Here is a 25939-nt window from a genome sequence, read left to right as displayed (position 1 = left end):
TGTGCCGTCACGCTCACATCTTCGGCGGCTCGGCGCCGAACCACTTCTTGTAGATCTGCGCGTAGCGGCCGTCGGCCCGGATCTTCACGAGCGACGCGTTGACCTTCGGCACGAGCGCGCTGCCCTTCGGGAAACCGATCCCGTACTTGTCGCCGCTGACCGGCTGGCCCGCGACCTTCACCTTGCCCTTGCCCTCGTTGTTCACGAAGAACAGCACGTTCGGCGTGTCGTGCATCGCCGCGTCGACGCGGCCGGCCTCGAGCGCGAGGTACGCCTGGTCGATGTTCGGGAACTGGCGGATCTCCTTCGGCTTCAGGTGCGCCTTGATCCAGTCGATCGTCGCGGTGCCCGTCTTCGCGGCGATCACCTTGCCGTTCAGGTCGTCGATCGACTTGATCGTCGTGTTGTCGGTCTGCACCATCGCTGCCAGGCCGCTGTCGTAGTACGGCGCGGAGAAGTCGATCGCCTTCTTCCGCTCTTCCTTGATGGTCATCCCCGACAGCGCGACGTCGATGTTCTGGGTCTGCAGCGCCGGGATCAGGCCGGCGAAATCCATCGGCTGGATCGTGTATTTCCAGCCTTGGTCCTTTGCGATCTCCGCCCACAAGTCGAGATCGAAGCCGACGTACTTGTCGCCCTGCTTGAACTCGAACGGCATGAACGACGTATCGGTCCCGACGACGAGCGTCTTGGTATCCGCGTGCGCGATGCTGGCGCCGAGCGCGGCAACCACCGCGACGGCTTTCAGGAAGGAACGGCGACTCATGACTTTTCTCCGCATGGTTGAGCGATGTGACCGGCCGGCTGGCCGGGGAACGACGACATCAAGCCGCACCGCAACATGCGATGTTGAATTAAACCGTAGTGCAACAAGTGTTGTCAACACGGATACTACGACAACAAAAAAATACTCAACAGAAAAATGCATTGAGAGAAACCCGAGCCGGACGGACGGGATCGATCGGAGGAAAGGTGTGCGCGGACGGGCGTGCGGCAGCTGCGGCGGGAATGTGCTGCGGGATTGCGCCGCGCGGCGAGGCGGCAATGGCGTGGAAGCGGGGAACGTGTGGGGCGGCCGTCACCGCGGCGGGTGGACGTGTCGCCGTGCCGGCTCGCGCGCGACGACAACGATGGTGTGCGCCGCCGCATGATCGGACGGGCGCACGCCCGGTCATTCGGCGCGACCGGAAGGCCCCTTGCGCACCGACACCGCGGCGATCGTGATGCCGGCCACCGCCGGCGAGGCTCAACGAACGGCGTGTACCGCGAGCGACACCGGCTCCTTCTCGAGCGCGCGCAGGCGCCGCGACGGCCAACCCGCCGTTCCCGCTCGCGAAGATCGTTGCGCCCGCATCCAACGACAGTCACGCGCGCGGCGCGGGCGGTGCAAAGCGAGCCCGCGCGCCAGGCCCGCGCGGGCGCCCCCGTTCATCCTCTCGTCACGGCGCGGCAAAGAACAGCGCGACGACGCAGGCCATCCCCGCGAACCACACGAGCGAGCGCAGCGACGCCCAGTTCAGCAGGTACATCAGCGCATAGACGACGCGAGTCGCGACGAACCCCATCGCGAGCTGGTCGACGTGATGCGCATTCGCGCCGTTGTGCCATGCGACGACCAATGCGGCCGTAAACAGCGCCAGCGCTTCCCAGGCATTCTGGTGCGCTGCCTGCGCCCGCGCGCGCCAGCCTTCGAGCCTCGCCAGGTACTCGCGCGGCGCGTGGTTGTCGTAGCCTTTGCGGGCCTTGGCCAGGAACGTCATCGGGAACGGCAACAGCGCCACGATGAACAGGCAAATCTGGGACGTCGTCATCAAAGTCTCCTCCTTTATGATTACATTGATCAATGACAGGGTCGCGCAGAGCTTAGCATTGCGTCGGGCCGTTCGCGCACCGGTTTTCTAGACGGGAGCCTCGGCAAGGCAGCCTGCCGAACGCTATGGCGGCAAGGATCCGGCGCAACAATTTCCACCAAATCGCCGATAAAAACGTTAATTAAAACTGGTCGAACACCAATAAGATAGCGCTCAACACTGGCTCGGCGCGTTACCGCGCCAGCCTGCTTACCCGCGCCGCGCCGCCGCGCGCGCCGAACGACTTTCGACCCGAGCCCGCCCATGCCCCGTCCCATCGTCGCCCATATCCGTCCCGACGCCGTCCGCCACAACCTCGACTTCATCCGCCGCACCGCCGCGCAATCGCGCGTGTGGGCCGTGGTCAAGGCCAACGCATACGGTCACGGGATCGAGCGGATCTATCCGGGCCTCGCGGCCGCCGACGGCATCGCGCTGCTCGATCTCGACGAAGCCGTGCGCGTGCGGGAGCTCGGCTGGGACAAGCCGGTGCTGCTGCTCGAAGGGATCTTCGAGCCGGCCGACGTCGAACTGGCCGATCGCCACCGGCTGACGGTGGCCGTGCACTGCGACGCGCAGCTCGACCTGCTGATTGCCGCGAAGCCGCGGCAGCCAATCGACATCCAGCTGAAGATGAACTCCGGGATGAACCGCCTCGGCTACCGGCCCGACGCATTCCGCGCCGCGTGGGAACGCGCGGCGGCCGCGCCGTCGATCGGCAAGATCACGCTGATGATGCATTTCGCGAACGCCGACGAAGGCGAAGTCGACTGGCAGCTCGAGCAGTTCGATGCGGCCACGGCAGGGATTCCGGGCGAGCGCTCGACATCGAATTCGGCGGCCGTGCTGTGGCATCCGCGCGCGCATCGCGACTGGGTGCGGCCCGGCACGATCCTGTACGGCGCGTCGCCGACCGGCGCGGCGCGGCACATCGCCGACACGCCGCTGATGGCCGCGATGACGCTGACGAGCAAGATCATCGGTGTGCAGACGATCGCGCCGGAGGAAACGGTCGGTTACGGCCGTCGCTTCAAGGCAGACCAGCCGATGCGGATCGGCGTCGTCGCATGCGGCTACGCGGACGGCTATCCGCGCCACGCGCCGACCGGCACGCCGATCGCGGTGGACGGCGTGATGACGCGCGTCGTCGGCCGCGTGTCGATGGACATGCTGACCGTCGACCTGACGCCGTGCCCGAACGCGGGCATCGGCTCGAGCGTCGAACTGTGGGGCGATCAGGTGAAGGTCGACGACGTCGCGGAAGCCAGCGGCACGATCGGCTACGAGCTGATGTGCGCACTCGCGCTCCGTGTGCCGGTCGTGACCGTGCCGCCCGGCGCGTCGGCGGTGCAGCCGGCGCTACACACGGGCAGCTACGGGCGTTGATCGACGCCGATGCTACGGCGCACTAGCACGCCGCCGCGCATGCCGCTTCACTTGCGGGCCGCCTCGGGCGGCCCGTTTGCGTTCCGGCGGACCGGAAACCCGAGCCGGAAAAAACGCGTTGGCTACGGCTCTTGCGCGCCGCTCGACATGCACATCCGGGGCGTGCGCCTACGAACGCCACACCGGCTCGCGCTTCTCCAGGAACGCATCGATCCCCTCGCCGGCGTCCTCTTCCATCATGTTGCGCGCCATCACGTCGCCCGCAAACGCGTACGCGTCGTCGAGCGGCAGTTCGCGCTGCCGGTAGAACATCTGCTTGCCGTAACGCACGGCCGCCGGGCTCTTCTTGACGATCTCCGCGACCTTGCGCGCGACGGCCGCGTCGAGCGCGTCCTCGGGCACGGCCTCGTTGACGAGCCCCCAGGCAGCAGCCGTCGCCGCATCGACGAAACGCCCGGTGACGAGCATGTCGAACGCGCGCTTCGCCGACACGTTGCGGCTCAATGCGACGGCAGGCGTCGAACAGAACAGCCCCACGTTGATTCCGGATACCGCGAAGCGCGCGGTGTCGGCTGCGACGGCGAGATCGCACGCGGCGACGAGCTGGCAGCCGGCAGCCGTCGCGATGCCGTGCACGCGTGCGATCACCGGCACCGGCAGTGCGCGCATCGCGAGCATCACGCGGCTGCATTGCGCGAACAGCGCGCGGTAGTAATCGAGTTCGGGCCTGGCGCGCATCTGCCGCAGGTCGTGGCCCGCGCAGAACGCCTTGCCCGCTGCGGCGAGCACGACGCAACGCACGTGAGGATCGGCAGCCAGCGAATCGAACGCGTCCTGCAGGCTCGCCAGCATCGCCTCCGACAACGCGTTGAACTGTTGCGGCCGGTTCAGCCGCAGCGTGACGACGCCGTCGCGCACGTCGCGCAACAGGATCGGCTCGGGTGTTTCGTGACGGGATTCCATGATGCTCCGCTCGACGGGGTTCGATCGAGCGCGAACCGGTAGCACGGGCGGCACACGCCCGGATTCGCGATCGACATGATCACGAATCGTCCTCCACATTGCGCGCGGCGTCCAGCGGAGCCGACCGGCCGGCCGGCGAAGCCGGCTCGCACGCCGCCTCCCCGCCAAGCGAAGGCTGCGCCGGCTGCGCGTTGATTGCCGCTTAGCGGTGACGCATCGCCCGCGTGCGCGCTCAGCCCGCGAGCTTCTTCAGCGCGTCGAGCACCGCGTCGCCCTTGAACGGCTTCACGATCCAGCCCTTCACGCCGGCGGCCTTGCCCCGCTCCTTCATCGCCGGACTGCTTTCGGTCGTCAGCATCACGATGTTGACCGACGTGTTCGCCAGTTCGCCGCGGATCTTCTCGACCATCGTCAGGCCGTCCATGTTCGGCATGTTCACGTCGCTGATCACGAGGCGCACGCCGGGCGTCGCCTTGAGCTTCGCGAGCCCGTCCTTGCCGTCCACCGCCGTCGCGACGTCGAGCCCGTGATTGCGCAGGAAACCCGCGACTTCGTCGCGCACCGTGCCCGAATCGTCGACCACCAGAATCTTTGCCATCGTCTTTCCCTTTCGTTGTTGCCGACTTCAACAGTCGATATTCAAAACAGTTCGAGTTCGCCCGATTCGACCATCGGCCCCACGTCCTGCACCAATTCGCGGAAATCCTCCGGCGACCAGCTCAGGCTGAACACGAAGCGCTGGTCGAGCCGCACCGACCGCCCCGAGGCGGGATCGGTCATCCGATACTTGAAGCAGAGTTGCGGACAGTCGCCGCCGAACGAAATGAACTTCTGCTTGTGATTGACGACGAGCGGCACCTGCACCGGATGGCGCGCAAGCGCCTCTGCGTCGCCGAGATAGCGGTTCTTGAACGCGCCCCACACGAGATTGGTCAATTCGCCGAGCATGCTGTTCACGTCGCGGAAATCGGGTGCCCGGCCGTCGTCGCGAGTGCCGCCGATCATGTCGAGCAGCGGCTGCTCGCTCGTCTGCAGCAGCATGTAGCCGCGGCACCACGCGCTTTCCAGCGCGATCAGGCTGAACACCTCGCCGAAGATGATCTGGTCGCGCACGATGCACGGCCTGTCGCACTCGATCGTCATGCCCGGGAACAGGCTGCCGAGACGCGCCTCCGTGATCTCCGCGATGCCGCGCACGAGCGCATTCGGGTAGTCGCGTCCGAACAGATATTCGTCGATCGCGCGCTTGAGCGGTGACAGGTCGTCGGCGACGTAGGCCGCGCACGCAACGCGCGCGAGCGCATCGGGCAGCCCGTCGCGCGACGCGTCGGCTGCATCCGACATGCGGCGCAGGATGATCGGCAGCTCGGGCCGCAGCGCATCGATCTGCGTCGCGATGATCGCGCTCTCGGCCGGCGAGCCGCCGTAGTCCTCGGCGAGCAGGATCGCGCCGAGATCGATGTTCGAGCGCAGCACCTTGAGCAGCCGGTTGCGCCGCACGGTCAGGCCGACCAGGTTGTGCTCGTCGCAGAAGCGCTTGATCGTCGCCGCATGCGCGCGGCTGTCGTCGAGCACGAGCACTTTGCTGACGGGTTGGTCTACGGTCATCTCGCGAAATCCTCTGAATCGGTCAAAACAGTTCGAGCTCGCCGCCCGTGTCCACGCTCGCCGCCTCCGGCACTTGGAAGTCGACCGGCGCGTTCGCGCACACGCACAGCGTCGCGCCGATCCGCACGTCGCCGTCGAGCGTCACGTCGTACGCGGCCACGTGATCGGGGTTCAGCGCCGGCAGGTAGTCGACGCTCGCGCCGCTCAGCAGGTAAGGCGTCGACATCCCGAGATCGGGGAACGGTGCGGTCAGCGCCTGGTTGATCGCGCCGCAGCACAGGTTCGCGACTTCCATGAACGCTTCGGGCAACGGCCGCTGCGTGCTCGCGCCCGGCGCTGCCGCGGCGAAATGGCGGCGCGTCGGATCGTCGTCGCGAAAGCGCAGCGCGAGCAGCAGCCGGAAGTGCAGCGCCGAGATCGTCAGTACGACGACGTATTCGGCGAGCTTCGGCGTCGCCCGCGACCTCGCGCGTGACGGATCGTGCGACGCGTCGTGCGCATCGCCGGCGGCCGGCCGGATCTCGCACGCACCGCCGGACGCGAGCCGCGTGCGCGCCGCGTCGAAGAAGATCCGCTCGAAGCCGGCCCGGGCCTGCGCACTGATCACGCCGTCGCTCCTTCCAGTCGCGCGTGCAACTGCCCGGCCAGCGTCTCGAGCGTCGCGAGCGCGGCCGTGATCATCTTGCCGCCGGCCTGGATGTCCTGGAACGTCGCGGCCGTGACGAGATCGTTGCGATTCAGGCTGTCGCGATAGCTGTTCGACAGTTGCTGCGAACGCGCGGCGAGCCCGCGCACCTCGCTCGCCACGATCGAGAAGCCGCGCCCTGCCGCGCCGGCGCGCGCGGCCTCGATCGACGCGTTCAGCGACACGATCGACACGTGCGCGACGATCGACGACAGCTCCTGGTTCTTCGCCCGCATGTCCTGGTTCTGCGTGGTCAGCGAGATCATCTGCTCGTGCCAGCGCTCGAACGTGCCGGCCAGCCCGCGCAGTCGCGCGGCTTCGTCCGCGAGCTTCGTCGCATGCTGCGACAGCGCGGCGCGCTCGGCCGCGAGCGCCTGCAGCGCGTCGCGCTGCTCGCCGGCGCCAGCCGCCTCGCGCGCCAGCGTTTGCTCGAGCTCCGCCTCGCGGCGTGCCCATGCGTCGGCCGCCTCGGCATGCGCCGCAAGTGCTTCAACGGCACGCGCGTCGGCTGCGCCGAGCGCATCGCGCAATGCGTCCGCTTCGCGCGTCATCGCGGCAACGAGCCGCGCGCGCGCAATGCGACCCACGATCGCGGCGATCACCGCGGCGGCCAGGCCGCCCGCCAGCGCGGCGCCGACCGGAATCATCCACGCTTGCACGATCACTCCGTTGCGTCGACGTTCGCGATGCCGGCGCGGGCCGGCTGCCCCACGTCCTGCACCGCACCTCCGTCCGCCGCGAAACGCGCCGGCAGCGACACGATCGTCTCGAACGCGCGATACGGCGAGCCCGTGCGATCGTCGGTGAAGCGCAGCGCAATGTCGCCGCCGTCGCGCTTCAGGAAGTTGCGCACCGCGTCCATCCCGACGCCGCGCCCCGACACTTCGGTCACCGCACGCGCGGTCGAGAACCCCGGACGGAAGATCAGCTCCGCCACCGCCTCATCGGTCAGCGCGGCTTCGGCGCCGGCGTCGATCCAGCCGCGCTCGCGCGCGATCCCGCGAATCCGGTCGAGCGCGAGGCCGCGGCCGTCGTCGCCGAGCACGAAACGCAACGTGTCATTCTCGACATCGACCGCGATGTCGATCTTGCCGGCCGGCGCCTTGCCGGCGGCGCGCCGCTCTTCCGACGTTTCGATCCCGTGGTCGATCGCGTTGCGCAGCAGATGCATGAACACGTTCTTCAGCGTCGCGCCGATCTCGCTGCGCACGCGGTGGCCGTTGCTGTCGATATGCACGACGGGCGCCGGCTTGCCGAGTTCGGCCGCGAGCGACGGCAGCGATTCGATCACGCCGCCCAGCGCATCGCCGATGCCCTGCGTGCCGAACTGGCTCAGCAGGCGGCGCACCGAATCGCGCGCCGCGCGCCAGTCGCTTGCGTTCGCCGGATCGGCACCGTCGAGCATGCGCAGGCTCTCGCTGATGTGCGCGCGCTCGACCATCAGGTAGTCGGCACCGCCGTGCTGCGCCGCTTCGCCATGGCGGCCGAGCGTGACCGCGTTGATCGTCGCGTAGTGCTCGACCGCCTCGCGCACGCGGGCCAGATCGTCCATCAGCGCATCGCGGTTCCACTCGGGGCCGCCGTCCGCGTGGCGCAGCAATTCGTACGCCTGCTCCGCCTCATGCACGATGTTGGTCAGATGCTGCAGGCTGTACGTGCGCGCATTGCCCTTGATCGTGTGCATGTTGCGGAACAGCGCGGCGACGATCGAGTGATCCGCGCGTTCGTGCTGGCGGATCATCCGCTCGTTCTCGCTGAGGAAACCCTTCGCGCTGTGCACGAAGTCGTGGAACTTGTCCTGGCTGATCGACAGGATCTCGCCGATCATCTCGAGCCGGCGCTGCTGCTCGCCGGCCTGCGCGGTCAGCTCGCGAATCTCGGTCACGTCGCGCACGCACAGCATCAGCCGCACGACCGTGTCGGTCTCATCTGTGATCGCCGACCAGCTCAGGTCGAGCCATTTCTCGCGGCCGTCCGGCATCCGCTTCGCGACTTCGTTGACGAGCAGGTGCTCGTTGAACGCGAAGTTCATGCTGTCCTCGCCGAGGCACGCATGCACGGCCGCGTCGACCTGCGAACGCGCGTCCGAGCCGATGCTCGAATCGTCGAACACGAGCGCCATCAGGTCGCGGCCGGCGATGTCGCTCGTCTCGAAGATGGTCTCGAGGTAAGCCGAATACTCCGCATGCACGACGCCGCCTTCGACGACGGTCAGGATCCCTTGCTGCATGTTCTGCAGCATCGCCTGGATGTCGGCCGTCTTCTGCTTCAGTTGCGCGGCGTTCTCCTGGATCTTCTCGATCATCCCGTTGAACGCGACGATCGAATGACCAATCTCGTCCATCCGGCCCACCGGCACGCGGCGCGTGAAGTCCTGGCTCGTCGCGATCTCGCTCATCGCCGTCTGCATCCCGATCAGCGGGCGCGTGATCTGGCGATACAGCACGAAGCCGAGCGCGGTCAGCAGCACGACCACCGTGCCCGCGACGCCCGCGATCGCGGTCGCCGTCGTCGACAGCATGCCGTTCAGCGCGCGGATCGCGTCGTCCTTCTGCCGGTTCTTCTCGACGCGCAGCGTGTCGACGATGCTCTCGAGCTCGTCGCGATACTGCGCGACGTTCGCGAACAGGTACGCCTGCGCCATCTCGGGCTTGCCGTCGGCTTTCATCTTCACGGTATCGCCGATCGCCGCGAAGTAGTTCGCCGCGCTGTCCTTCGCCTGCTCGACGAGTCCTTGCTGTGCCTGCCCGACCGCCGATTTCGCCTGTGCGTCGAGCGCCGCGCGCAGCGCGGCCTGCTTCGCCTTCAGCTCGTCGCCCGCCTGCGCGGCGGTGTTCGCGTCGGGCGCATACACCAGCGTCATCGTCGCGATCTGGATGTTCTTCACGTCGGCGACGAGATCCGCCGACGCGAGCGCGCTCGGCACGATTCCCTGGGTAACCTGACGCACCTCGGACGCGCTCTTGCGTGTCTGGTACACGGCGTACACGCCGATCGCGGACAGCGCGAAAAACGTCAGGACGACTAGCAGCGTAATGCGATGACGAATGGTCATGAGTACAGCTCCCCGCAGCGATCCGGCTTCGATCGCTCTTTTGTCTATTGAAAGAATGTGAGCGCCGAATTATCGGGGATGGTGTATGACCGTCCGATGACTGAAAATCAATCGGTCGTTGAGGAAATCGCAATGGTCAATTGCGACGAGAAAATCCTAAAGTTTTTCTCGAATCGGCCGTTAACCTCTGGCCTTGAAGGCCCGACGGGCCTGCCTGGCGGCCTCGATAAATCGAATCCGGATATTCATTCTTTTATTTTCGATCCGTAATTCAATCCGGTTGAATACCGGTAAAACGTTTGCGCATTATCTGCGAATCGAATCGGTTATGCACCTTCTGCTGCGCGGCCGGATTCGCGCGCCGCGTCGACATGGTTGAATGGCAGCCGATTCATTCCAGCCAGGAAATAATCAATCGCCATCCGGCGATTCACCTCTCCGGCCGCGCGCTCTAGACTATTGGGTCACTTCCCCACCGGACCCTTGCAATGACCGACGTCCTGCCGCTGACCACCGACTCCGAATCCGGCCTCCAGTACCTGCTGCGCCCGGCCGCCGGCCGCCCGGCGGGCCGCCTGTTGCTGCTGCATGGCGTCGGCGGGAACCAAACCAACCTGCTGAACCTGTCCGGCACGATCGACCCGCGCATCGAAATCGCGTTCGTGCGTGGCCCGCTGACGTTCGGCCCCGGCCAGCACGCGTGGTTTCCTGTGCGCTTCGGCCCGAACGGCCCCGAGATCGATGCGGCCCGCGCGGATGCGAGCCGTGTCCAGCTGATCGCGCTGCTGCGCGCGTTGCGCGCCCGGGGCACCGACAACGAACACGCCGCACTGCCCACCGTGATCGCCGGCTTCAGCCAGGGCGGCATCATGAGCGCGAGCGTCGCGCTCACGTCGCCGGCCGACGTCGCGGCGTTCGCGGTGCTGTGCGGCCGCATCCTGCCGGAGATCGATCCGCTGATCGCATCGCGCGATGCGTTGAGCGCGCTCCACGCGCTGGTGATGCACGGCCGCTTCGACGACAAGCTGCCGGTCGCGTGGGCCGAAACCGCCGACGCGAAGCTGACGGCGCTCGGCGTCGCGCACGACACGCGCCTCTACGACGCCGGCCACGAACTCACGGCGGAGATGGCCGGCGACTTCGGCCGCTGGGTCGGCGCACGCACCGGATTGAACTGAGCGCACGGGCGGTCGACCCGCCCGTGCGTATCGTCAGACGTTGCTCGCCGGATCAACGCCGAGCGGCGCGCCAACGGCATTGGCAGCCGCCGCTTCCCGCGCGGCCCCGCGCCTCGCCAGCTTCCAGCCGACCACGAGCGCGAGCACGACGAGCGGGATCATCCCGACGGTCCACGTGCCGCCCGGGTAATCGAACGCCATCAGCACCAGCACGCTGACCAGGAACCCGAGCGTGAGCCACGACGTGAACGGCGCGCCGGGCATCCGGAACGACACGGGGCTCAGCTCGCCGCGATTGACCGCGCGGCGGAACAGGATCTGGCACATCACGATGAAGCCCCAGGTCGTGATGATCCCGAGCGACGCCATGTTCAGCACGATCTCGAACGCCTGCGCCGGCACGATGTAGTTCAGCGGCACGCCGATCGCATTGACCGCGACCGTGACGAGGATCCCGCCGTACGGCACGCCGCGCGCGTTCATCCGCGACACGAAGCGCGGCGCCGAGCCGCCCATTGCCAGCGAACGCAGCACGCGCCCGGTCGAATAGAGGCCGGAGTTCAGGCTCGACAGCGCGGCGGTCAACACCACGACGTTCATCACCGTGCCGACGTACGGCACGCCGAGCTTGCTGAAGAACGTGACGAACGGGCTTTCGTGCGCGCTGTACGCGGTCCACGGCAGCAGCATCGTCAGCAGCACGACCGAGCCGACGTAGAACAGCGCGATGCGCCACATCACGCTGTTGATCGCCTTCGGCAGCACCTTGCGCGCATCGGCGGTCTCGCCCGCCGCGACGCCGACGAGCTCGATGCTCGCATACGCGAACACGACGCCCTGCACGATCAGCACGGCCGGCAAGATGCCATGCGGAAAGATCCCGCCGTGGTCCGCGATCAGGTGCAGGCCCGGCATCTGCCCGGCGACCGGATGACCGCTCGCGAGAAACACGGCGCCGATCGCGAGGAACAGCGCGAGCGTCCCGACCTTGACGATCGAGAACCAGAACTCCATCTCGCCGAACACCTTCACGCCGATCATGTTCATCACCGACACGATCCCCAGCGCGCCGAGCGCGAACACCCATTGCGGCACGTCGGTGAACACGGCCCAGTACTTCATGTAGATCGCGACCGCGGTGATGTCGACGATGCCGGTGGTCGCCCAGTTCAGGTAGTACATCCAGCCCGCGACGAACGACGCGCGCTCGCCCATGAACTCCCGCGCGTACGACACGAACGAACCGCTGGTCGGCCGGTGCATCACGAGCTCGCCGAGCGCGCGCATGATCAGGAACGCGAACACGCCGCACACGAGATACACGACCGCGAGCGCAGGCCCCGCGCTCTGCAGGCGGCCGCCCGCGCCGAGAAAGAGGCCGGTGCCGATCGCACCGCCCATCGCGATCATCTGCACGTGTCGCGGCTTCAACTTCTGCTCGTAGCCGGACTCGTGGGACGCGAACATCGCATCGCGGTCGGCATGACGGGGATCGGCGCCGCCGGCCGGGTCGACCGGGCGCTCGCTGGCTTGCTTCATGGTATGTCTCCGTTTCTTGATGTGTGTTGATGTGTCGCGCCCGTCGGCAGGACGCTGCGGGAACGGCCGCGCGCGGCCCGCCGGCGGCTTGCGCCCGCGCCGCACGGCCGGAATCAGTACGTGCGCGGGCGGATCAGCGCTTCGGGCTGCAACGCTTCGTCCAGTTGTGCGGCGGTCATCAGCTGGTGATCCAGCACGACCTCGCGGATCGACTTGCCGCTCTCGTGTGCTTCGGCGGCCACGGCAGTCGCGCGCTTGTAGCCGATGTACGGGTTCAGCGCGGTCGCGAGCGCGACCGAGCGCTCCATCGTTTCGCGCAGCCGTTCGGGGTTCGCGGTGATGCCGCTCACGCAGCGGTCCGCGAGCGTCGTGCACGCGGCCGTCAGGTGGCTGAAGCTGTTGAACAGCGCGCTCGCGATCACCGGCTCGAACGCGTTGAGCTGGAGCTGTCCGGCCTCAGCCGCGAAAGTCACCGTCAGGTCGTTGCCGAACACCTCGAACGCGACCTGGTTCACGACCTCCGGAATCACCGGGTTCACCTTGCCCGGCATGATCGACGAGCCGGCCTGCACCGGCGGCAGGTTGATTTCGCCGAACCCCGCGCGCGGGCCGCTCGACAGCAGCCGCAAGTCGTTGCAGATCTTCGACAGCTTGACCGCGATCCGCTTCAGCACGCCGGAGATCTGCACGAACGCGCCGCAGTCCTGCGTCGCCTCGATCAGGTTCGGGGCGGTGCTCAGGTCCAGGCCGGTGATGCGCCGCAGCGCGGCCAGCGCCTTCTCCGCGTACTGCGGATGCGCGGTGATGCCGGTGCCGATCGCAGTCGCGCCGAGATTGATCTCGCGCATCAGCCAGCCGGCTTCCTGCAGGCGCGCGATGTCTTCCGTCACCATCACCGCGTAGGTCGAGAATTCCTGGCCGAGCGTCATCGGCACGGCATCCTGCAATTGCGTGCGGCCGAGCTTCAGGAGGCCCGAGAACGCGTCGGCCTTCTCCGCGAACGCGTCGCGCAGGTGCGCCATCGCGTCGAGCAGATGCTCGACCGCGAAGCAGGTCGCGATCCGGATCGCGGTCGGATAGACGTCGTTCGTGCTCTGAGCAAGATTGACGTGCTCGTTGGGATGCAGGTATTCGTACTGCCCGCGTGCATGCCCCATGATTTCGAGCGCGCGGTTGCAGATCACCTCGTTGGCGTTCATGTTGGTCGACGTGCCGGCCCCACCCTGGATGATGTCGACCACGAACTGATCGTGCAGCCGGCCTTCGCGGATCTCGACACAGGCGGCGGCGATCGCGTCACGATACGCGTCCGGCAGGAGCCCGAGCTCGCAGTTCGCATCGGCCGCGGCTTCCTTCACCGCCGCGAGCGCCATGACGAGGTACGGCAGCGACGCGATCGTGCGCCCCGAAATATTGAAGTTCTCCTTCGCGCGCAGCGTATGGACGCCGTAGTACGCCGAATCCGGAATACTTCGTTTCCCTAAAAGATCTGCCTCGACGCGGAAGCCGTTTTCCGTCATGGTGCCCCTCCTGAATTGTCTCTGCCGTCGCAGGAAACCGGCTGCGTTCACCGCTTCCCCGTGCGACGGGATCGCATTCTATGCCTTTGCATAAAGAACCTCGCTTCTGTATTATCGAAAGCGGTTTTGCGTGTGACGCAACAGCGAGAGACGAATGAAAACAATGACGAGAGATACCGGCGTCGATCACCTCGGCGCGATGCGCGCGTTCGTGCGGGTCGTCGAAATGGGAAGCTTTTCCGCGGTCGCGAAGGAGATGCACGTGTCGACGTCGACGGTCGCGCGCAAGATCACGGCGATCGAGGACGCCCTCGGCGTCGCGCTATTGCATCGCTCGACGCACAGCGTGACGCTGACCGAGGCCGGCCACATCTACCTGGAACGCGCGGTCACGCTGATCGCCGATCTCGACGACACGTTGCGCGTCGTCGCGGAGCTCAATTCACAGCCGAGCGGCCCGCTGAAGCTCACCGCACCGGTCGCGTTCGGTCGCCGTCATCTCGCGCCGCTGATCGCACCGTTTCTCGCGCGCTACCCGACGATCCAGCTCGACGTGCGGCTCACCGACAACCACAACGACCTCGTCGCCGGCGGCTTCGACCTCGACATTCACGAAGGCGAGAACTACCTGGACAACCTGGTCGTGCACCGGCTGTCGCGCAACGACAGCATCCTGTGCGCGACGCCCGGCTACCTCGATCGCAGCGGGCGCCCCGCGACGCCGGACGACCTGCAGCATCACAACTGCCTGCGCTACGTGCACCCCGAGGGCGATCCGCGCTGGGAGCTCGTGCGCGGCGATGCACGGCACAGCGTGCTGCCGGCCGGCAACCTCGTCACCGATCATTCGGAACTGCTGCTGGACGCGACCTGCGCGGGCCTCGGCATCGCCGAATTCGAGATCTGGCTGGTGCGCGACCTGCTCGCGAGCGGCCGGCTCGAAGCCGTGCTGCCGCGCTACCGGCTGCAGAACAAGCTCACGGGCGACTACATCTACATCGCGTATCTGGCGAACCGGCGCAGCTCGGCAAAGCTGCGCGTGCTGAGGGACTTCCTCGCGGAGCATCTCGCGCACATCGGCGAGCTGTCGGCGGTCGAGCTGACGAAGATTCGCGACGCGGGCGCGTAGCGGCTGCCGTCGCGCTGGCCGGCAAGCCAGCACCGATGCCGCACGCACGTCAGGCACGCGGCATCGGCACGACCGCCCCCGTCAGGCCGGCTGCAGTTCGAACGGGAATGTCGCGTGGCCGATCTCGACGCCCTGCGTGTTCAGCATCCGCGGCCGGTGGAACGCAGCGAGCCGCGCGCGCTGCGCGTCCGTGCCGATCCGCAGCCGTTCGAGCAGTTCGCTGACCATCATGTACAGCACGTCGATGTTGCCGTCCTCGATCTTCACCGAGATGCCGAGCGCGCCGTCGGCGCCGAGTTCCCGCGTGCGCGCCGATGCGCGTACGCCGATCCCGTAGCACGCATCCGCGCCGAGCTTGCCGACGACCTGCCCTTCGAAGGCCTCCATCAGCACCGTGCAGTAGCGCCCTTCTCCGGCGACCAGCTCGGGATGGGCCGTCATCGCATGATGAATGCGCGCAAGCGCGCGCACGCGATCGGTCGTCGCCGCACCGCCGGCATCAACCTTATCCGCACCGTCCGCCAGCGATGCATAAAGACGCGCGAGGCGGTCGAGCGGGAATGCCGGCGTCGGCAGGTTGCAGCCGTCGATCGCCCAGTCGACCTCGTCGTCGGGCAGGCCGCACGCATCGGCGACCACCTGCTTTACACGCATCTGCATCGGATGCGCCGGCAGATGGTAGTCGGCAATCGCGGCGCCGATCGCCCGCGCGCCGGCCAGCATTCCGACGTGCTTGCCCGAGCAGTTGCTGCACACGCCGGTCGGCGTGTAGTCGCGCTTGATCCATGACCGGTACACCACGTCCGACAACGGCGCATGGCCGCCGCACCGCAAATCCGACTCCTGCGCGTCGACCTTCGCCAGCATCGCCCGCGTGCGCGCGATGTGCCGCTCCTCGCTGCTGTGCGATGCGCACATCAGCGCGATGTCCGCTTCGTCGAAGCCGAACCGCTCGGGCGCGCCCGTCTCGATCACGGACAGCGCCTGGGCCGGCTTCGCTGCCGAGCGCGCGAGCGTCATCCGGAACGGATCGCCGAGCCGGAACAGCAGCCTGCCGCCTGCATCCACCACCGCCACATCGGCGACGTGCGTGTTCTCGATCGCATTGCCGCGGTACGTCACGACCGCTGCGCGTTGAGTGTCCATCTGTCCTGTCTCCTTCGTCGGGGCCTGATTGCCGGGGCCCGTGCAACCGGTACGGCAGTGTATCGATTCTGCCGCCGGGTCGAGACGGACGCCCCGTGGAAAGCGGTATTGCGCAGCACGCAAAGCCATCGCGCCCGCCACGCAAGCCAGACCGGTTCAGTACAACGACCATTCGATTGTTTACATATCTCGTAATAATTCGTAGAATTGCGATCGCTAACGCGAATCATTTTCATTTACATTGACGTTTTCCGATGTCCCGGGCCTGCCCGCCGGCATCGCGACGACGCATCCGATCACCGATACTTCCGCTGCCTCTCGCCATGCCTGCCCAGTTCAAGACGCGGCCCCGTGCCCTCGTGTCAGCACTGACCTGCTCCGTTTTCCTGACGCCGCTGCTCGCTTCCGCCGAAACCGCTCCCGCACCCGCCTCCCCTGCCGCCCAGCCGGCCGCCGCCGATACGTCGGCGACGCTGCCGACGATCGCGGTCCAGTCGTCCGCGCTGTCGGACTTGCAGGTGAAGCGCTCGCCGTCGTACAAGTTCACCGCGCCGCTGCTCGACACGCCGCGCTCGGTCACGGTGATCCCCGAACAGCTGATCAAGGAAAAGAACGTCACGTCGTTCGCGGATGCGCTGCGTTCGGTGCCGGGCATCACGTTCCTCGGCGGCGACGCCGCCGCGAACCCGTCGGCCGACCGCCCGGTGATCCGCGGCTTCGAATCGCGCAACTCGATCTTCGTCGACGGGATGCGCGACTCGGGGCTGCAGAACCGCGAGACCTTCGCGGTCGAGCAGATCAGCGTGATCAAGGGCCCCGATTCGGTCTATGCGGGCCGCGGCTCGGTCGGCGGCAGCATCGACATCGTCACGAAGACGCCGAAGAACGACGACTTCATCAACAGCAGCATCGGCTTCGGCACCGACGGCTACAAGCGCGCGACGGTCGACGCAAACCGCAAGATCAACGACACGACGGCCGTGCGCCTGAACGTGATGGGTCACGACGCGAACCAGGCCGGCCGCAACGACGTGTACAACAAGCGCTGGGGCGTCGCGCCGTCGATCGTGTTCGGGCTGAACACGCCGACCACGGTCACGGTCAGCTACTACCACATGAACTCGTACGACATGCCGGATTTCAGCGTGCCGTTCCGTTCGACGGGCGGCACGCCGGTGCCGACCGATCGCGGGCAGTTCTTCGGGCTGAACACGCGCGACTACCGCTACGGGCAGACCGACACCGCCGAAGTGCGCGTCGAGCACAAGATCAACGACGACTGGAAGCTGAAGAACACGACGATGTTCGGGCGCTCGACGCTCGACTACGTCGCGACGAATCCGCAGATCCTCGCGTCGAACCCGAACATGCTCGCGCTGCAGGCGAAGAGCGGCAAGTACGCGCTCAACGGCTTCTCGAACCAGACCGAGGTGACCGGCAGCGCCAGCCTGTTCGGCATGAAGCACACGATGACGGCCGGCGTCGAGTTCAGCCACGAACAGGCGCGCTACGAGGGCTACCTCGTGTCGGATTCGGCCGGCCACAACATCCGCTCGGGCGGCCCCTGCTCGGTGGCCGGCAACTGCACGCCGCTCGCAGGCGGCTGGAACCCGAACATGCCGTGGACCGGCAGCATCGTCCTGAACGGCGACAAGAGCTTCCCCGGCCCGACGACGAACACGCGCACCGACACGGTATCCGCGTACATCTTCGATACCGTGAAGCTGTCCGAGCGCTGGCAGTTCAACACCGGGCTGCGCTTCGACCGCTACGACACGACCGGCAAGCAGGCCGGCGTGGCCGACCTGTCGAACACGTCGAACCTGTTCAGCTACCAGTTCGGCCTCGTGTTCAAGCCGGTGACCAACGTGAGCCTGTATGCGTCGTACGGCACGTCGTCGAACCCGCCGGGGTCGAACGGCGGCCTCGGCGGCGGCACCGACCAGATCACCGCGACGAACCAGGACCTCGCACCCGAGCGCTCGCGCAACATCGAGATCGGCGCGAAGTGGGACGTGCTGCAGGACCAGCTGTCGCTCACGTCGGCCCTGTTCCAGACCGACAAGACCAATGCGCGCGTCAGCGACGGCCTTGGTCACACGGTCAACGCGGGCAAGCAACGCGTGCGCGGTTTCGAGTTCGGCTTCGCGGGCAACCTGACACGGAAGTGGCACGTGTTCGGCGGCTACTCGTACCTGAATGCGATCACGACCGACGCGGGCCCCGGCAGCCCGGGCGCATCGGGCCTGCCGATGGTGATGGTGCCGAAGCACAACTTCACGCTGTGGACGAGCTACGACGTGATGCCGAAGCTCACGCTCGGCGCCGGTGCGACGGTGATGAGCCAGACCTACGCGTCGGTATCCGCGACGACGAAGAAATGGACGCCCGGCTACGCGCGCTTCGACGCGGCCGCGACATGGCGCGTGAACAAGACGATGGACGTGCAGCTCAACGTGCAGAACCTGTTCGACAAGAAGTATTACGCGAGCGCCTATCCGATCTACGCGACGTGGGCGCCGGGCCGCTCGGCGATGGTCACGCTCAACTTCTATCAGTAATGCCGGTGGCGGCGGGAGGGTGCGATGCGCCCTTCCCCGCCTCGCTCACCACGGCAGCGAATACGTCTTCACGTTCGTGAAGCTCTTCATCGCCTCCTGCACGCCTTCCTTGTAGCCGAGGCCCGAATCCTTCACGCCGCCGAACGGCGTCAGTTCGAGCCGGTAGCCCGGCACCTCGCGCACGTTCACGCTACCGACTTCCAGCTCGGTGATGAAACGCGTGATGTTGTCGAAGCGGTTCGTGCAGACCGACGACGACAGCGCATAGTCGGTGCTGTTCGACATCCGGATTGCTTCGTCGATGTCGCGAAAGCGCATGATCGGCGACACCGGGCCGAACGTCTCGTACTTCACGAGCGGCATATCGGGTGTCACGCGATCGATCACGGTCGGCGAATACAGCGCGCCGTCGCGCACGTTGCCGACCAGCAGCCGCGCACCGCGCGCGATCGCGTCGTTCACCTGCTGCTCGCAGAACGTCGCGGCCGCCTCGTCGATCACCGTGCCCATGTCCACCGACGGATCGGACGGATTGCCGTACGACCACGCGCGCGTTTTCTCGACGACCAGCTCGGTGAAGCGATCGGCCACCGCCTCGTGCACGAGCATGCGCTTGATCGCGGTGCAGCGCTGCCCCGAGTTCTTGTACGAGCCCGACACGGCGAGCGTGCTCGCTTCGTCGAGATCGGCATCGTCCATCACGATGATCGGATCGTTGCCGCCGAGTTCGAGCACCGCGCGCCGGTAGCCCATTCGCGACGCGATCGACTTGCCGATCGATACGCCGCCGGTAAACGTGATGAGGTCGATCGCCGGGTTCGTGATCAGCTCATCGGCGATCTCCTTCGGGTCACCGGTGAGCACTTGCAGCATCTGCGGCGGCAGGCCGGCTTCATACAGGATGTCCGCAAAGAGGTAGCACGATAGCGGCACCTTCTCCGACGGCTTCACGACGATCCGGTTGTTGGTCGCGACCGACGGCACGACCTTGTGCGCGACCTGGTTCATCGGATGGTTGAACGGCGTAATCGCGGAGATCACGCCGAGCAGCGGTTCGCGCTGCGTGTACACGCGGCGCTTCTTGCCGTGCGGCGTCAGATCGCACGAGAAGATCTGCCCGTCGTCCTTCAGCACTTCGCCCGCGCCGAACGTGAGCACGTCGGCAACGCGCCCGGCTTCGTACGTCGAATCCTTGATGCACAACCCGGCCTCGGCCGTGATCAGCGCCGCGATCTCGGCGGTGCGCGCGCGCACGATGTCGGCCGCGCGGCGCAGGATCGCCGCACGCTCGTGGCGCGTGAACGTCGGCCGGTAGGCACGTGCCACCGCGAACGCGCGCCGCACGTCGTCCAGCGTCGCCTTCGGCACGGTGCCGACGAGCGTTCCGTCGTACGGGTTGCGCACGTCGATGACTGCATCGCGCCACACGCGCTGCCCGTCGATGCTCAACGCTTCGTGCCGCACGTCGGATGCGGGAATCGGCTTCAGGACCGTACTCATGTCGTCTCCTTCCTGGTGCAGCGTGATCGTGGCCACGCTTTCGGTTAATGCGGCGCGGCCTGGCGCACCACGACCAATCCTTCGTATTCGAGGCAGCGGCACAGCGTCGACCACGCCGACGTAGCGGGCCATGCACGCGCGCCGGCGTCGATGCGAATCGGCTGCCCGAATTCACGCGCCGCGCACGCGAGAAGCGTGTGCGCGATGCCGCTGCGCCGGTAGGCGGGTTCGACGTATAGCCGCATGAGCGACGGCGATCGGCCATCACCGCCACCTGCGTCATCGATGTCGAGTTCTCCGATCGCGTCGCCGTCGCGATACGCGACGAACGTCTTGCCTGCATCGTCGAACACGATGCGGATCACGCGCTCGCAGCGATCCCTGAACACGACGACGTGCATGGCGTCCCTCTCCTTTTCATCACGCTGCAGGCGAACGCGATGCACGCACGCCCTCCTGCGCCCGCGTACCGGGGAGTTATCCGGATCGTCCGGGCGCGACGAGTTGAGTATCGTCTTGCCACGCCGGCGCGCAGTAGTGCCAGACAACACATTTCATTGAGTCCACATCCGCGCCGCGACGCGCGTATTCTCGCGAAACCGCGCCACTCGCGGGCCACGTGCACACCACGCGCACCGCCTCGCGTTTCCCGTACCGATCACAGGAGGAAGCATGTCGAGTCGTACCCCGACCGCCTTATGGGCCCAGCAGTTCCGGCGGTCGTCGGCGTCGAGCCTGCAGGACCAGATCCGGCGGATGCTCGTGGCCGCGATCCTCGACGGCCAGCTCGCCCCCGATGCCGCGCTGCCGTCGAGCCGCGAGCTTGCCGACCAGCTCGGCGTCGCGCGCAACACCGTCGTGCTCGCGTACCAGATGCTCGTCGAAGAGGGCTACCTGATCTCGCGCGAACGCAGCGGGCACTTCGTGAACCCGAAGATGCTCGAAGGCGTGCCCGGCTTCGCGCAGGCCCGGGCCGGCGCGCTGCCCGCCGGTGGCGACGACGTGCCCGGACGCCCCGCCTGGGAAAAGCGCATCACGCATCCGCCGTCGAGGCAGCGCAACATCGTGAAGCCCGCAAACTGGCAGCACTACGAATTTCCGTTCATCTACGGGCAGTTCGACCAGTCGCTGTTTCCGACCAACGACTGGCGCGAATGCTGCCTGAAGGCGCTGTCGGTGATGGAGATCCGCAACTGGGCCCCCGACCTGATCGAACGCGACGACGAATCGCTGATCCAGCAGATCCGCACGCGCGTGCTGCCGCGGCGCGGCGTGTTCGCGATGCCCGACGAGATCGTCGTCACGAACGGCTGCCAGCAGGCGCTTTACCTGATCGCGGACCTGCTGTGCGGCAAGCACACGACGGTCGGTTTCGAGAACCCCGGCTATCCGGATGCGCGCAACATCTTCGAGAACCGCGACGCGCGGCTGCTGCCGCTGCCGGTCGACGGCCACGGGATCGCACCCGATGCGCTCGGCGATACGCTCTCGCGCTGCGACTACGTGTACGTGACGCCGAGCCATCAGTGCCCGACCACCGCGACGATGCCGGTCGAACGCCGCCGCGCGCTGCTCGATTGCGCGCAGCAGCATGACTTCGTGATCATCGAGGACGACTACGAGAGCGAAAACACGTTCTCCGGCACGCCGCATCCGGCATTGAAGAGCCTCGACACGGCCGACCGCGTGATCTACGTCGGCAGCCTGTCGAAGACGTTCGCGCCGGGGCTGCGGCTCGGCTACGTGGTCGGGCCGCGCGAGCTGATCCGCGAGTTGCGGGCGCTGCGGCGGCTGATGGTGCGCCATCCGGTTGCGTATATCCAGCGGGCGTTCGCAACCTTTCTCGCGCTCGGCCATCACGACGCGTTGCTGCGCCGGCTCGCGCATGCGTACAGCGAGCGCTCGCAGGCGCTGATGGCTGCGCTCGACACGCACTTGCCGGAAGCGCGCTACGTGCCGGTGACGGGCGGCGCGTCGTGCTGGGTCGAGGGGCCGCCATGGCTCGACGCGGCGCGGCTCGCGGTGGACGCCCAGGAGGCGGGAATTCTGATCGAGCCTGGCGGCGTGTTCTTCATGAACGACGACAGCAACGCGCGTCGATGCTTCCGGATGGGGTTTTCCGCGATTCCGCTGGAGCGGATCGAGCCGGGCGTGCGGGCACTCGCGCAATGTGTGCGGGGGCAGAAGCCCGATCAGTGAGAGAGGCCCGCGATGTCGCGGGCTTTGTCAGGATGGCGTGTAACGTCAACGCCCGGCAGGGGTGGGGCTCGAGGTTGAGCAACAATGGTCCGGGCATCCCGGACCCACATTGACCTCCACGCGCCGCCCGCTTTGATCGATCTCGGGAACCGGCTGGTAGATTCGACCGATCAATGCGCTTCGCCTGCCTTTGATCGCGAACTGGTCAAGCGCATTCATGACGTTTTCAGCGCGTCGGTACGCCAACTGCTGCGCGTTCCGTTCCGTCGATTCCGAAAGCCCTACAAGCCAGACAACATCGATAATCGGAAAGCGATTGCGTAAATCGCTCGACCATGCTGACAACCGTGCCAGTTCGGTCCTGGACATCTCGCTTGAATCACTTTCAAAGCGAATGTCGATGTATTGACCGGGATGGTTTTTTGGCCCTTCGCACGCAAGCGCTGTCTGCGCAAGGATCAACGCGAGCACGACAGCAGCCAGGAAGTTAGTCGCCATCTACGACGTACCCCGCGATGCTTTCAGCATTGTTGATCGCCAAATCCGGATGTGATCGCCCCCATGCTCGTTGCTGTCGTTGCGACGACGAAGCCTCCCGTCGTCGTCGGGTCGCCGTTTCTGACTGCGCGTCGCGACATAGTCGATTCCTCGAATGAAGTTGGTAAAAGGCCGATCGCACGTCTGCGCTCCCGACTTGATCGGCAGCGCTTTACGTCAACTGAATCGGGCGATGGTCACGCAGACCCAACGAAACATTGAGCGAAGAAACCGCGCGCGGACCAGCAGATACTCAAGCTGTCAGTCGACCAAGCAGCACATTGAATTTCGGATTATTTCGATTTCATTCGATCGAATTCGAACAACTTCGACCCTCCCCTTTAATCCAAAAAATCAATTCTTACTTTTCACATAAAAACGCCTGCCCCCTCTGAAAATCATCTCGACACCTCCGCATACTTTGATACCCAGGGAAATAATCAAAAAGTGTGACGCAAGCCACCCTCTGCCGCCCTGCAGATAAGCATCCGACTCTGGCCCAAGCGAAACCTCCCGACTGGCGCTACCGCCAAAAACGAGCGCTCACTAACGTGTCGATACCGCGTGCCGCATGCGCGCCAGCGCCTTGCGCACCGCCCATCATTCGACAGGAGACACGTTATGTCCGACACGCTCACCGCCCCCGTCACGGCCGCCACGCTCGCGGCATTTTCCGAAGCATTCAACCGGCACGACGCCAACGCGTTGATGGGCTTCATGACCGAGGACTGCGTATTCGACGCGGCCGGCGGCCCCGACATCCACGGCACGCGCTTCGTCGGCCGCGACGCGGTACGCGCCGCGTTCGAAGCCGTGTTCAAGACCTTCCCCGACGCACACTGGGGTCACGGTCGCCACACCGTCGCCGGCGAGCGCGGCGTCTCCGAGTGGGTGTTCACGGGCACGCACGCCGAAGGCTGGCGCATCGAGGCCGAAGGCTGCGACCTGTTCGAATTCCGCGACGGGCTGATCGCCGTCAAGCGCGCGTTCCGCAAGGAACGGCCGAAACAGCCGGCCTGAGCGTGCGCCTCGCGCGCCACTCGGGCCACCGCCCCCCGCGCGCATTTTGAAACGAATCATTTCATTTCATTCCACATTCGCCGACAGCGGGCGGAATGACTTGACCGGCCTTCCCCAGCAAATAGCATCTGGAACAAGACGTTCCGTTAATTGAACAATCGGAGACAACCCATGAGCGAACAATCCACTTCCCTGCGTGCATCGGCCAACGGTCCGCAGGACATGACGCCGTCCGAAGCCTTCGTCGAAACCCTCGCGGCCAACGGCGTGACCGACATGTTCGGCATCATGGGCTCCGCGTTCATGGATGCGATGGACATCTTCGCGCCGGCCGGCATCCGCCTGATCCCGGTCGTGCACGAACAGGGCGCGGGCCACATGGCCGACGGCTACGCGCGCGTGTCGGGCCGCCACGGCGTCGTGATCGGCCAGAACGGCCCCGGCATCAGCAACTGCGTGACCGCGATCGCGGCCGCGTACTGGGCACATAGCCCGGTGGTGATCGTCACGCCGGAAGCCGGCACGATGGGCATCGGCCTCGGCGGCTTCCAGGAAGCGAACCAGCTGCCGATGTTCCAGGAATTCACGAAGTACCAGGGTCACGTCACGCACCCGGCACGGATGGCCGAATTCACCGCGCGCTGCTTCGACCGCGCGCAGGCCGAGATGGGCCCGACGCAGTTGAACATCCCGCGCGACTACTTCTACGGCAAGGTCAAGGTCGAGATTCCGCAACCGCGACGGCTCGACCGCGGCGCCGGCGGCGAACAGAGCCTGGACGACGCGGCCGCGCTGATCGCGCAGGCGAAGTTCCCGGTCATCATCTCGGGCGGCGGCGTCGTGATGGCCGACGCGATCGAGGAATGCAAGGCGCTCGCGGAACGGCTCGGCGCGCCGGTCGTCAACAGCTACCTGCACAACGACTCGTTCCCGGCAAACCATCCGCTGTGGTGCGGCCCGCTCGGCTACCAGGGCTCGAAGGCTGCGATGAAACTGCTGTCGCGCGCCGACGTCGTGATCGCGCTCGGCTCGCGCCTCGGGCCGTTCGGCACGCTGCCGCAGCACGGGATGGACTACTGGCCGAAGGACGCGAAGATCATCCAGATCGACGCGGACCACAAGATGCTCGGCCTCGTGAAGAAGATCTCGGTCGGCATCTGCGGCGACGCGAAGGCCGCGGCGATCGCACTCACGCAACGCCTCGAAGGCCGCACGCTCGTGTGCGATGGCTCGCGCGGCGAGCGCGCCGACCAGATCGCGACGGAAAAGGCCGCGTGGGAAAAGGAACTCGACGACTGGACGCACGAGCGCGACGCATTCAGCCTCGACATGATCGAGGAGCAGAAGCACGAGAAGCCGTTCAGCGGCGGCCAGTACCTGCATCCGCGCCAGGTGCTGCGCGAACTCGAGAAGGCGATGCCCGAGGACGTGATGGTGTCGACCGACATCGGCAACATCAACTCGGTCGCGAACAGCTACCTGCGCTTCAACAAGCCGCGCAGCTTCTTCGCGGCGATGAGCTGGGGCAACTGCGGCTACGCGTTCCCGACGATCATCGGCGCGAAGGTCGCCGCGCCGCACCGTCCGGCCGTGTCGTATGCGGGCGACGGCGCGTGGGGCATGAGCCTGATGGAAACGATGACCTGCGTGCGCCACAACATCCCGGTCACGGCCGTCGTGTTCCACAACCGCCAGTGGGGCGCGGAGAAGAAGAACCAGGTCGACTTCTACAACCGCCGCTTCGTCGCGGGCGAACTCGACAACCAGAGCTTCGCGGCGATCGCGCGTGCGATGGGCGCCGAAGGGATCACGGTCGACCGCCTCGAGGACGTGGGCCCGGCCCTCAAGCGTGCCATCGACATGCAGATGAACGAAGGCAAGACCACGATCATCGAGATCATGTGCACGCGTGAACTCGGCGATCCGTTCCGTCGCGATGCGCTGTCGAAGCCGGTTCGGATGCTCGACAAGTACAAGGACTACGTGTAATGCCGCGTCGCTGACGCACCCCCGTTGCCGGTCGCGCGCCCCTCTCGCGCGGCCGGCCCTCCGGCCGGACGCCG

General features: G+C 66.4%; 22 protein-coding genes. 8 read left to right on the top strand and 14 right to left on the bottom strand.

Annotation, left to right across the window (positions count from 1 at the left end; translation table 11 throughout):
* Window positions 1-13 precede the first annotated feature (13 nt).
* Window positions 14-766 (bottom strand): glutamine ABC transporter substrate-binding protein GlnH, encoded by a 753-nt coding sequence (glnH, locus tag LGM71_RS12240; RefSeq protein WP_059507215.1) that lies wholly within the window; start codon window positions 764-766, stop codon window positions 14-16.
* 673 nt (window positions 767-1439) lie between these two features.
* Window positions 1440-1811, bottom strand: coding sequence for an MAPEG family protein (locus LGM71_RS12235; protein WP_175815064.1), 372 nt, complete (start codon window positions 1809-1811; stop codon window positions 1440-1442).
* A 303-nt stretch (window positions 1812-2114) separates the two neighbouring features.
* Between LGM71_RS12235 and alr the strand changes: the two genes are divergently transcribed.
* Complete coding sequence (gene alr, locus LGM71_RS12230; RefSeq protein WP_226114957.1) at window positions 2115-3236, top strand: alanine racemase; 1122 nt, start codon at window positions 2115-2117, stop codon at window positions 3234-3236.
* 168 nt (window positions 3237-3404) lie between these two features.
* Here alr and LGM71_RS12225 read toward each other — a convergent pair whose 3' ends face one another.
* The 6 genes from LGM71_RS12225 to LGM71_RS12200 form a co-directional block, all read right to left on the bottom strand.
* Entirely contained in the window at window positions 3405-4199 is a 795-nt protein-coding gene (locus LGM71_RS12225) for an enoyl-CoA hydratase (RefSeq protein WP_059607781.1), read from the bottom strand.
* Window positions 4200-4431: 232 nt separating this feature from the next.
* Complete coding sequence (locus LGM71_RS12220) at window positions 4432-4797, bottom strand: response regulator (RefSeq protein ID WP_059607780.1); 366 nt, start codon at window positions 4795-4797, stop codon at window positions 4432-4434.
* 41 nt (window positions 4798-4838) lie between these two features.
* Window positions 4839-5807, bottom strand: a complete 969-nt coding sequence (locus LGM71_RS12215; RefSeq protein ID WP_226114956.1) for a chemotaxis protein CheX — start codon at window positions 5805-5807, stop codon at window positions 4839-4841.
* A gap of 22 nt (window positions 5808-5829) precedes the next feature.
* Window positions 5830-6414, bottom strand: a complete 585-nt coding sequence (locus LGM71_RS12210) for a hypothetical protein (protein ID WP_226114955.1) — start codon at window positions 6412-6414, stop codon at window positions 5830-5832.
* Complete coding sequence (locus LGM71_RS12205; protein WP_175815056.1) at window positions 6411-7151, bottom strand: methyl-accepting chemotaxis protein; 741 nt, start codon at window positions 7149-7151, stop codon at window positions 6411-6413. The genes LGM71_RS12210 and LGM71_RS12205 overlap by 4 nt, the downstream gene beginning before the upstream one ends.
* Before the next feature lie 2 nt (window positions 7152-7153).
* Complete coding sequence (locus LGM71_RS12200) at window positions 7154-9547, bottom strand: MCP four helix bundle domain-containing protein (RefSeq protein ID WP_226114954.1); 2394 nt, start codon at window positions 9545-9547, stop codon at window positions 7154-7156.
* A 57-nt stretch (window positions 9548-9604) separates the two neighbouring features.
* Here LGM71_RS12200 and LGM71_RS12195 point away from each other — a divergent pair, with 57 nt between their 5' ends.
* Together LGM71_RS12195 and LGM71_RS12190 are read left to right on the top strand one after the other, a co-directional pair.
* Window positions 9605-9817 (top strand): hypothetical protein, encoded by a 213-nt coding sequence (locus LGM71_RS12195; protein ID WP_226114953.1) that lies wholly within the window; start codon window positions 9605-9607, stop codon window positions 9815-9817.
* 218 nt (window positions 9818-10035) lie between these two features.
* Window positions 10036-10725, top strand: coding sequence for an alpha/beta hydrolase (locus LGM71_RS12190; RefSeq protein WP_226114952.1), 690 nt, complete (start codon window positions 10036-10038; stop codon window positions 10723-10725).
* 33 nt (window positions 10726-10758) lie between these two features.
* Here LGM71_RS12190 and LGM71_RS12185 read toward each other — a convergent pair whose 3' ends face one another.
* On the bottom strand, window positions 10759-12264 hold the full coding sequence (locus tag LGM71_RS12185; protein WP_226114951.1) for an amino acid permease: 1506 nt from the start codon (window positions 12262-12264) through the stop codon (window positions 10759-10761).
* Between the two features lie 113 nt (window positions 12265-12377).
* A complete protein-coding gene (gene aspA / locus LGM71_RS12180) occupies window positions 12378-13784 on the bottom strand; it encodes an aspartate ammonia-lyase (protein WP_124900526.1) in 1407 nt (468 codons plus the stop codon).
* A gap of 154 nt (window positions 13785-13938) precedes the next feature.
* Here aspA and LGM71_RS12175 point away from each other — a divergent pair, with 154 nt between their 5' ends.
* Complete coding sequence (locus LGM71_RS12175; RefSeq protein WP_226114950.1) at window positions 13939-14913, top strand: LysR family transcriptional regulator; 975 nt, start codon at window positions 13939-13941, stop codon at window positions 14911-14913.
* 81 nt (window positions 14914-14994) lie between these two features.
* On the opposite strand, the gene LGM71_RS12170 is transcribed toward LGM71_RS12175, so the two are convergent.
* Window positions 14995-16059, bottom strand: a complete 1065-nt coding sequence (locus tag LGM71_RS12170; protein WP_226114949.1) for an asparaginase — start codon at window positions 16057-16059, stop codon at window positions 14995-14997.
* Between the two features lie 323 nt (window positions 16060-16382).
* Between LGM71_RS12170 and LGM71_RS12165 the strand changes: the two genes are divergently transcribed.
* Window positions 16383-18620 carry a TonB-dependent receptor gene (locus LGM71_RS12165; protein ID WP_226114948.1) on the top strand — a complete coding sequence of 746 codons (2238 nt, stop codon included), beginning with the start codon at window positions 16383-16385 and terminating at the stop codon, window positions 18618-18620.
* Window positions 18621-18665: 45 nt separating this feature from the next.
* On the opposite strand, the gene phnY is transcribed toward LGM71_RS12165, so the two are convergent.
* The gene (gene phnY / locus LGM71_RS12160) at window positions 18666-20120 is read right to left on the bottom strand and encodes a phosphonoacetaldehyde dehydrogenase (RefSeq protein WP_226114947.1); all 1455 of its coding nucleotides are present in this window, start codon (window positions 20118-20120) and stop codon (window positions 18666-18668) included.
* A 44-nt stretch (window positions 20121-20164) separates the two neighbouring features.
* Entirely contained in the window at window positions 20165-20521 is a 357-nt protein-coding gene (locus LGM71_RS12155) for a GNAT family N-acetyltransferase (protein WP_226114946.1), read from the bottom strand.
* 271 nt (window positions 20522-20792) lie between these two features.
* Here LGM71_RS12155 and LGM71_RS12150 point away from each other — a divergent pair, with 271 nt between their 5' ends.
* On the top strand, window positions 20793-22319 hold the full coding sequence (locus LGM71_RS12150; protein ID WP_226114945.1) for a PLP-dependent aminotransferase family protein: 1527 nt from the start codon (window positions 20793-20795) through the stop codon (window positions 22317-22319).
* A 45-nt stretch (window positions 22320-22364) separates the two neighbouring features.
* On the opposite strand, the gene LGM71_RS12145 is transcribed toward LGM71_RS12150, so the two are convergent.
* On the bottom strand, window positions 22365-22817 hold the full coding sequence (locus tag LGM71_RS12145) for a hypothetical protein (protein WP_226114944.1): 453 nt from the start codon (window positions 22815-22817) through the stop codon (window positions 22365-22367).
* A 660-nt stretch (window positions 22818-23477) separates the two neighbouring features.
* On the opposite strand from LGM71_RS12145, the gene LGM71_RS12140 reads away from it, so the two are divergent.
* Complete coding sequence (locus LGM71_RS12140; protein WP_059598809.1) at window positions 23478-23876, top strand: nuclear transport factor 2 family protein; 399 nt, start codon at window positions 23478-23480, stop codon at window positions 23874-23876.
* A 171-nt stretch (window positions 23877-24047) separates the two neighbouring features.
* Complete coding sequence (gene xsc / locus LGM71_RS12135; protein ID WP_059598808.1) at window positions 24048-25865, top strand: sulfoacetaldehyde acetyltransferase; 1818 nt, start codon at window positions 24048-24050, stop codon at window positions 25863-25865.
* Window positions 25866-25939 lie beyond the last annotated feature (74 nt).

The sequence above is a fragment of the Burkholderia sp. AU33545 genome (assembly GCF_020419685.1).
Lineage (GTDB): Bacteria > Pseudomonadota > Gammaproteobacteria > Burkholderiales > Burkholderiaceae > Burkholderia > Burkholderia diffusa.
The sequence above is the reverse complement of the archived record's forward strand: the minus strand, read 5'-3'. Positions and strand labels throughout refer to the sequence as shown.

What these genes read in the sequence shown, in the direction of transcription:
- LGM71_RS12170 (WP_226114949.1), bottom strand. Translation starts at nt 16,059, where the DNA reads ATGGACACTCAACGCGCAGCGGTCGTGACGTACCGCGGCAATGCGATC.
- alr (WP_226114957.1), top strand. Translation starts at nt 2,115, where the DNA reads ATGCCCCGTCCCATCGTCGCCCATATCCGTCCCGACGCCGTCCGCCAC.
- LGM71_RS12155 (WP_226114946.1), bottom strand. Translation starts at nt 20,521, where the DNA reads ATGCACGTCGTCGTGTTCAGGGATCGCTGCGAGCGCGTGATCCGCATC.
- LGM71_RS12200 (WP_226114954.1), bottom strand. Translation starts at nt 9,547, where the DNA reads ATGACCATTCGTCATCGCATTACGCTGCTAGTCGTCCTGACGTTTTTC.
- aspA (WP_124900526.1), bottom strand. Translation starts at nt 13,784, where the DNA reads ATGACGGAAAACGGCTTCCGCGTCGAGGCAGATCTTTTAGGGAAACGA.
- LGM71_RS12150 (WP_226114945.1), top strand. Translation starts at nt 20,793, where the DNA reads ATGTCGAGTCGTACCCCGACCGCCTTATGGGCCCAGCAGTTCCGGCGG.
- LGM71_RS12165 (WP_226114948.1), top strand. Translation starts at nt 16,383, where the DNA reads ATGCCTGCCCAGTTCAAGACGCGGCCCCGTGCCCTCGTGTCAGCACTG.
- glnH (WP_059507215.1), bottom strand. Translation starts at nt 766, where the DNA reads ATGAGTCGCCGTTCCTTCCTGAAAGCCGTCGCGGTGGTTGCCGCGCTC.
- LGM71_RS12140 (WP_059598809.1), top strand. Translation starts at nt 23,478, where the DNA reads ATGTCCGACACGCTCACCGCCCCCGTCACGGCCGCCACGCTCGCGGCA.
- LGM71_RS12225 (WP_059607781.1), bottom strand. Translation starts at nt 4,199, where the DNA reads ATGGAATCCCGTCACGAAACACCCGAGCCGATCCTGTTGCGCGACGTG.
- LGM71_RS12215 (WP_226114956.1), bottom strand. Translation starts at nt 5,807, where the DNA reads ATGACCGTAGACCAACCCGTCAGCAAAGTGCTCGTGCTCGACGACAGC.
- xsc (WP_059598808.1), top strand. Translation starts at nt 24,048, where the DNA reads ATGAGCGAACAATCCACTTCCCTGCGTGCATCGGCCAACGGTCCGCAG.
- phnY (WP_226114947.1), bottom strand. Translation starts at nt 20,120, where the DNA reads ATGAGTACGGTCCTGAAGCCGATTCCCGCATCCGACGTGCGGCACGAA.
- LGM71_RS12175 (WP_226114950.1), top strand. Translation starts at nt 13,939, where the DNA reads ATGAAAACAATGACGAGAGATACCGGCGTCGATCACCTCGGCGCGATG.
- LGM71_RS12185 (WP_226114951.1), bottom strand. Translation starts at nt 12,264, where the DNA reads ATGAAGCAAGCCAGCGAGCGCCCGGTCGACCCGGCCGGCGGCGCCGAT.
- LGM71_RS12190 (WP_226114952.1), top strand. Translation starts at nt 10,036, where the DNA reads ATGACCGACGTCCTGCCGCTGACCACCGACTCCGAATCCGGCCTCCAG.
- LGM71_RS12235 (WP_175815064.1), bottom strand. Translation starts at nt 1,811, where the DNA reads ATGACGACGTCCCAGATTTGCCTGTTCATCGTGGCGCTGTTGCCGTTC.
- LGM71_RS12220 (WP_059607780.1), bottom strand. Translation starts at nt 4,797, where the DNA reads ATGGCAAAGATTCTGGTGGTCGACGATTCGGGCACGGTGCGCGACGAA.
- LGM71_RS12145 (WP_226114944.1), bottom strand. Translation starts at nt 22,817, where the DNA reads ATGGCGACTAACTTCCTGGCTGCTGTCGTGCTCGCGTTGATCCTTGCG.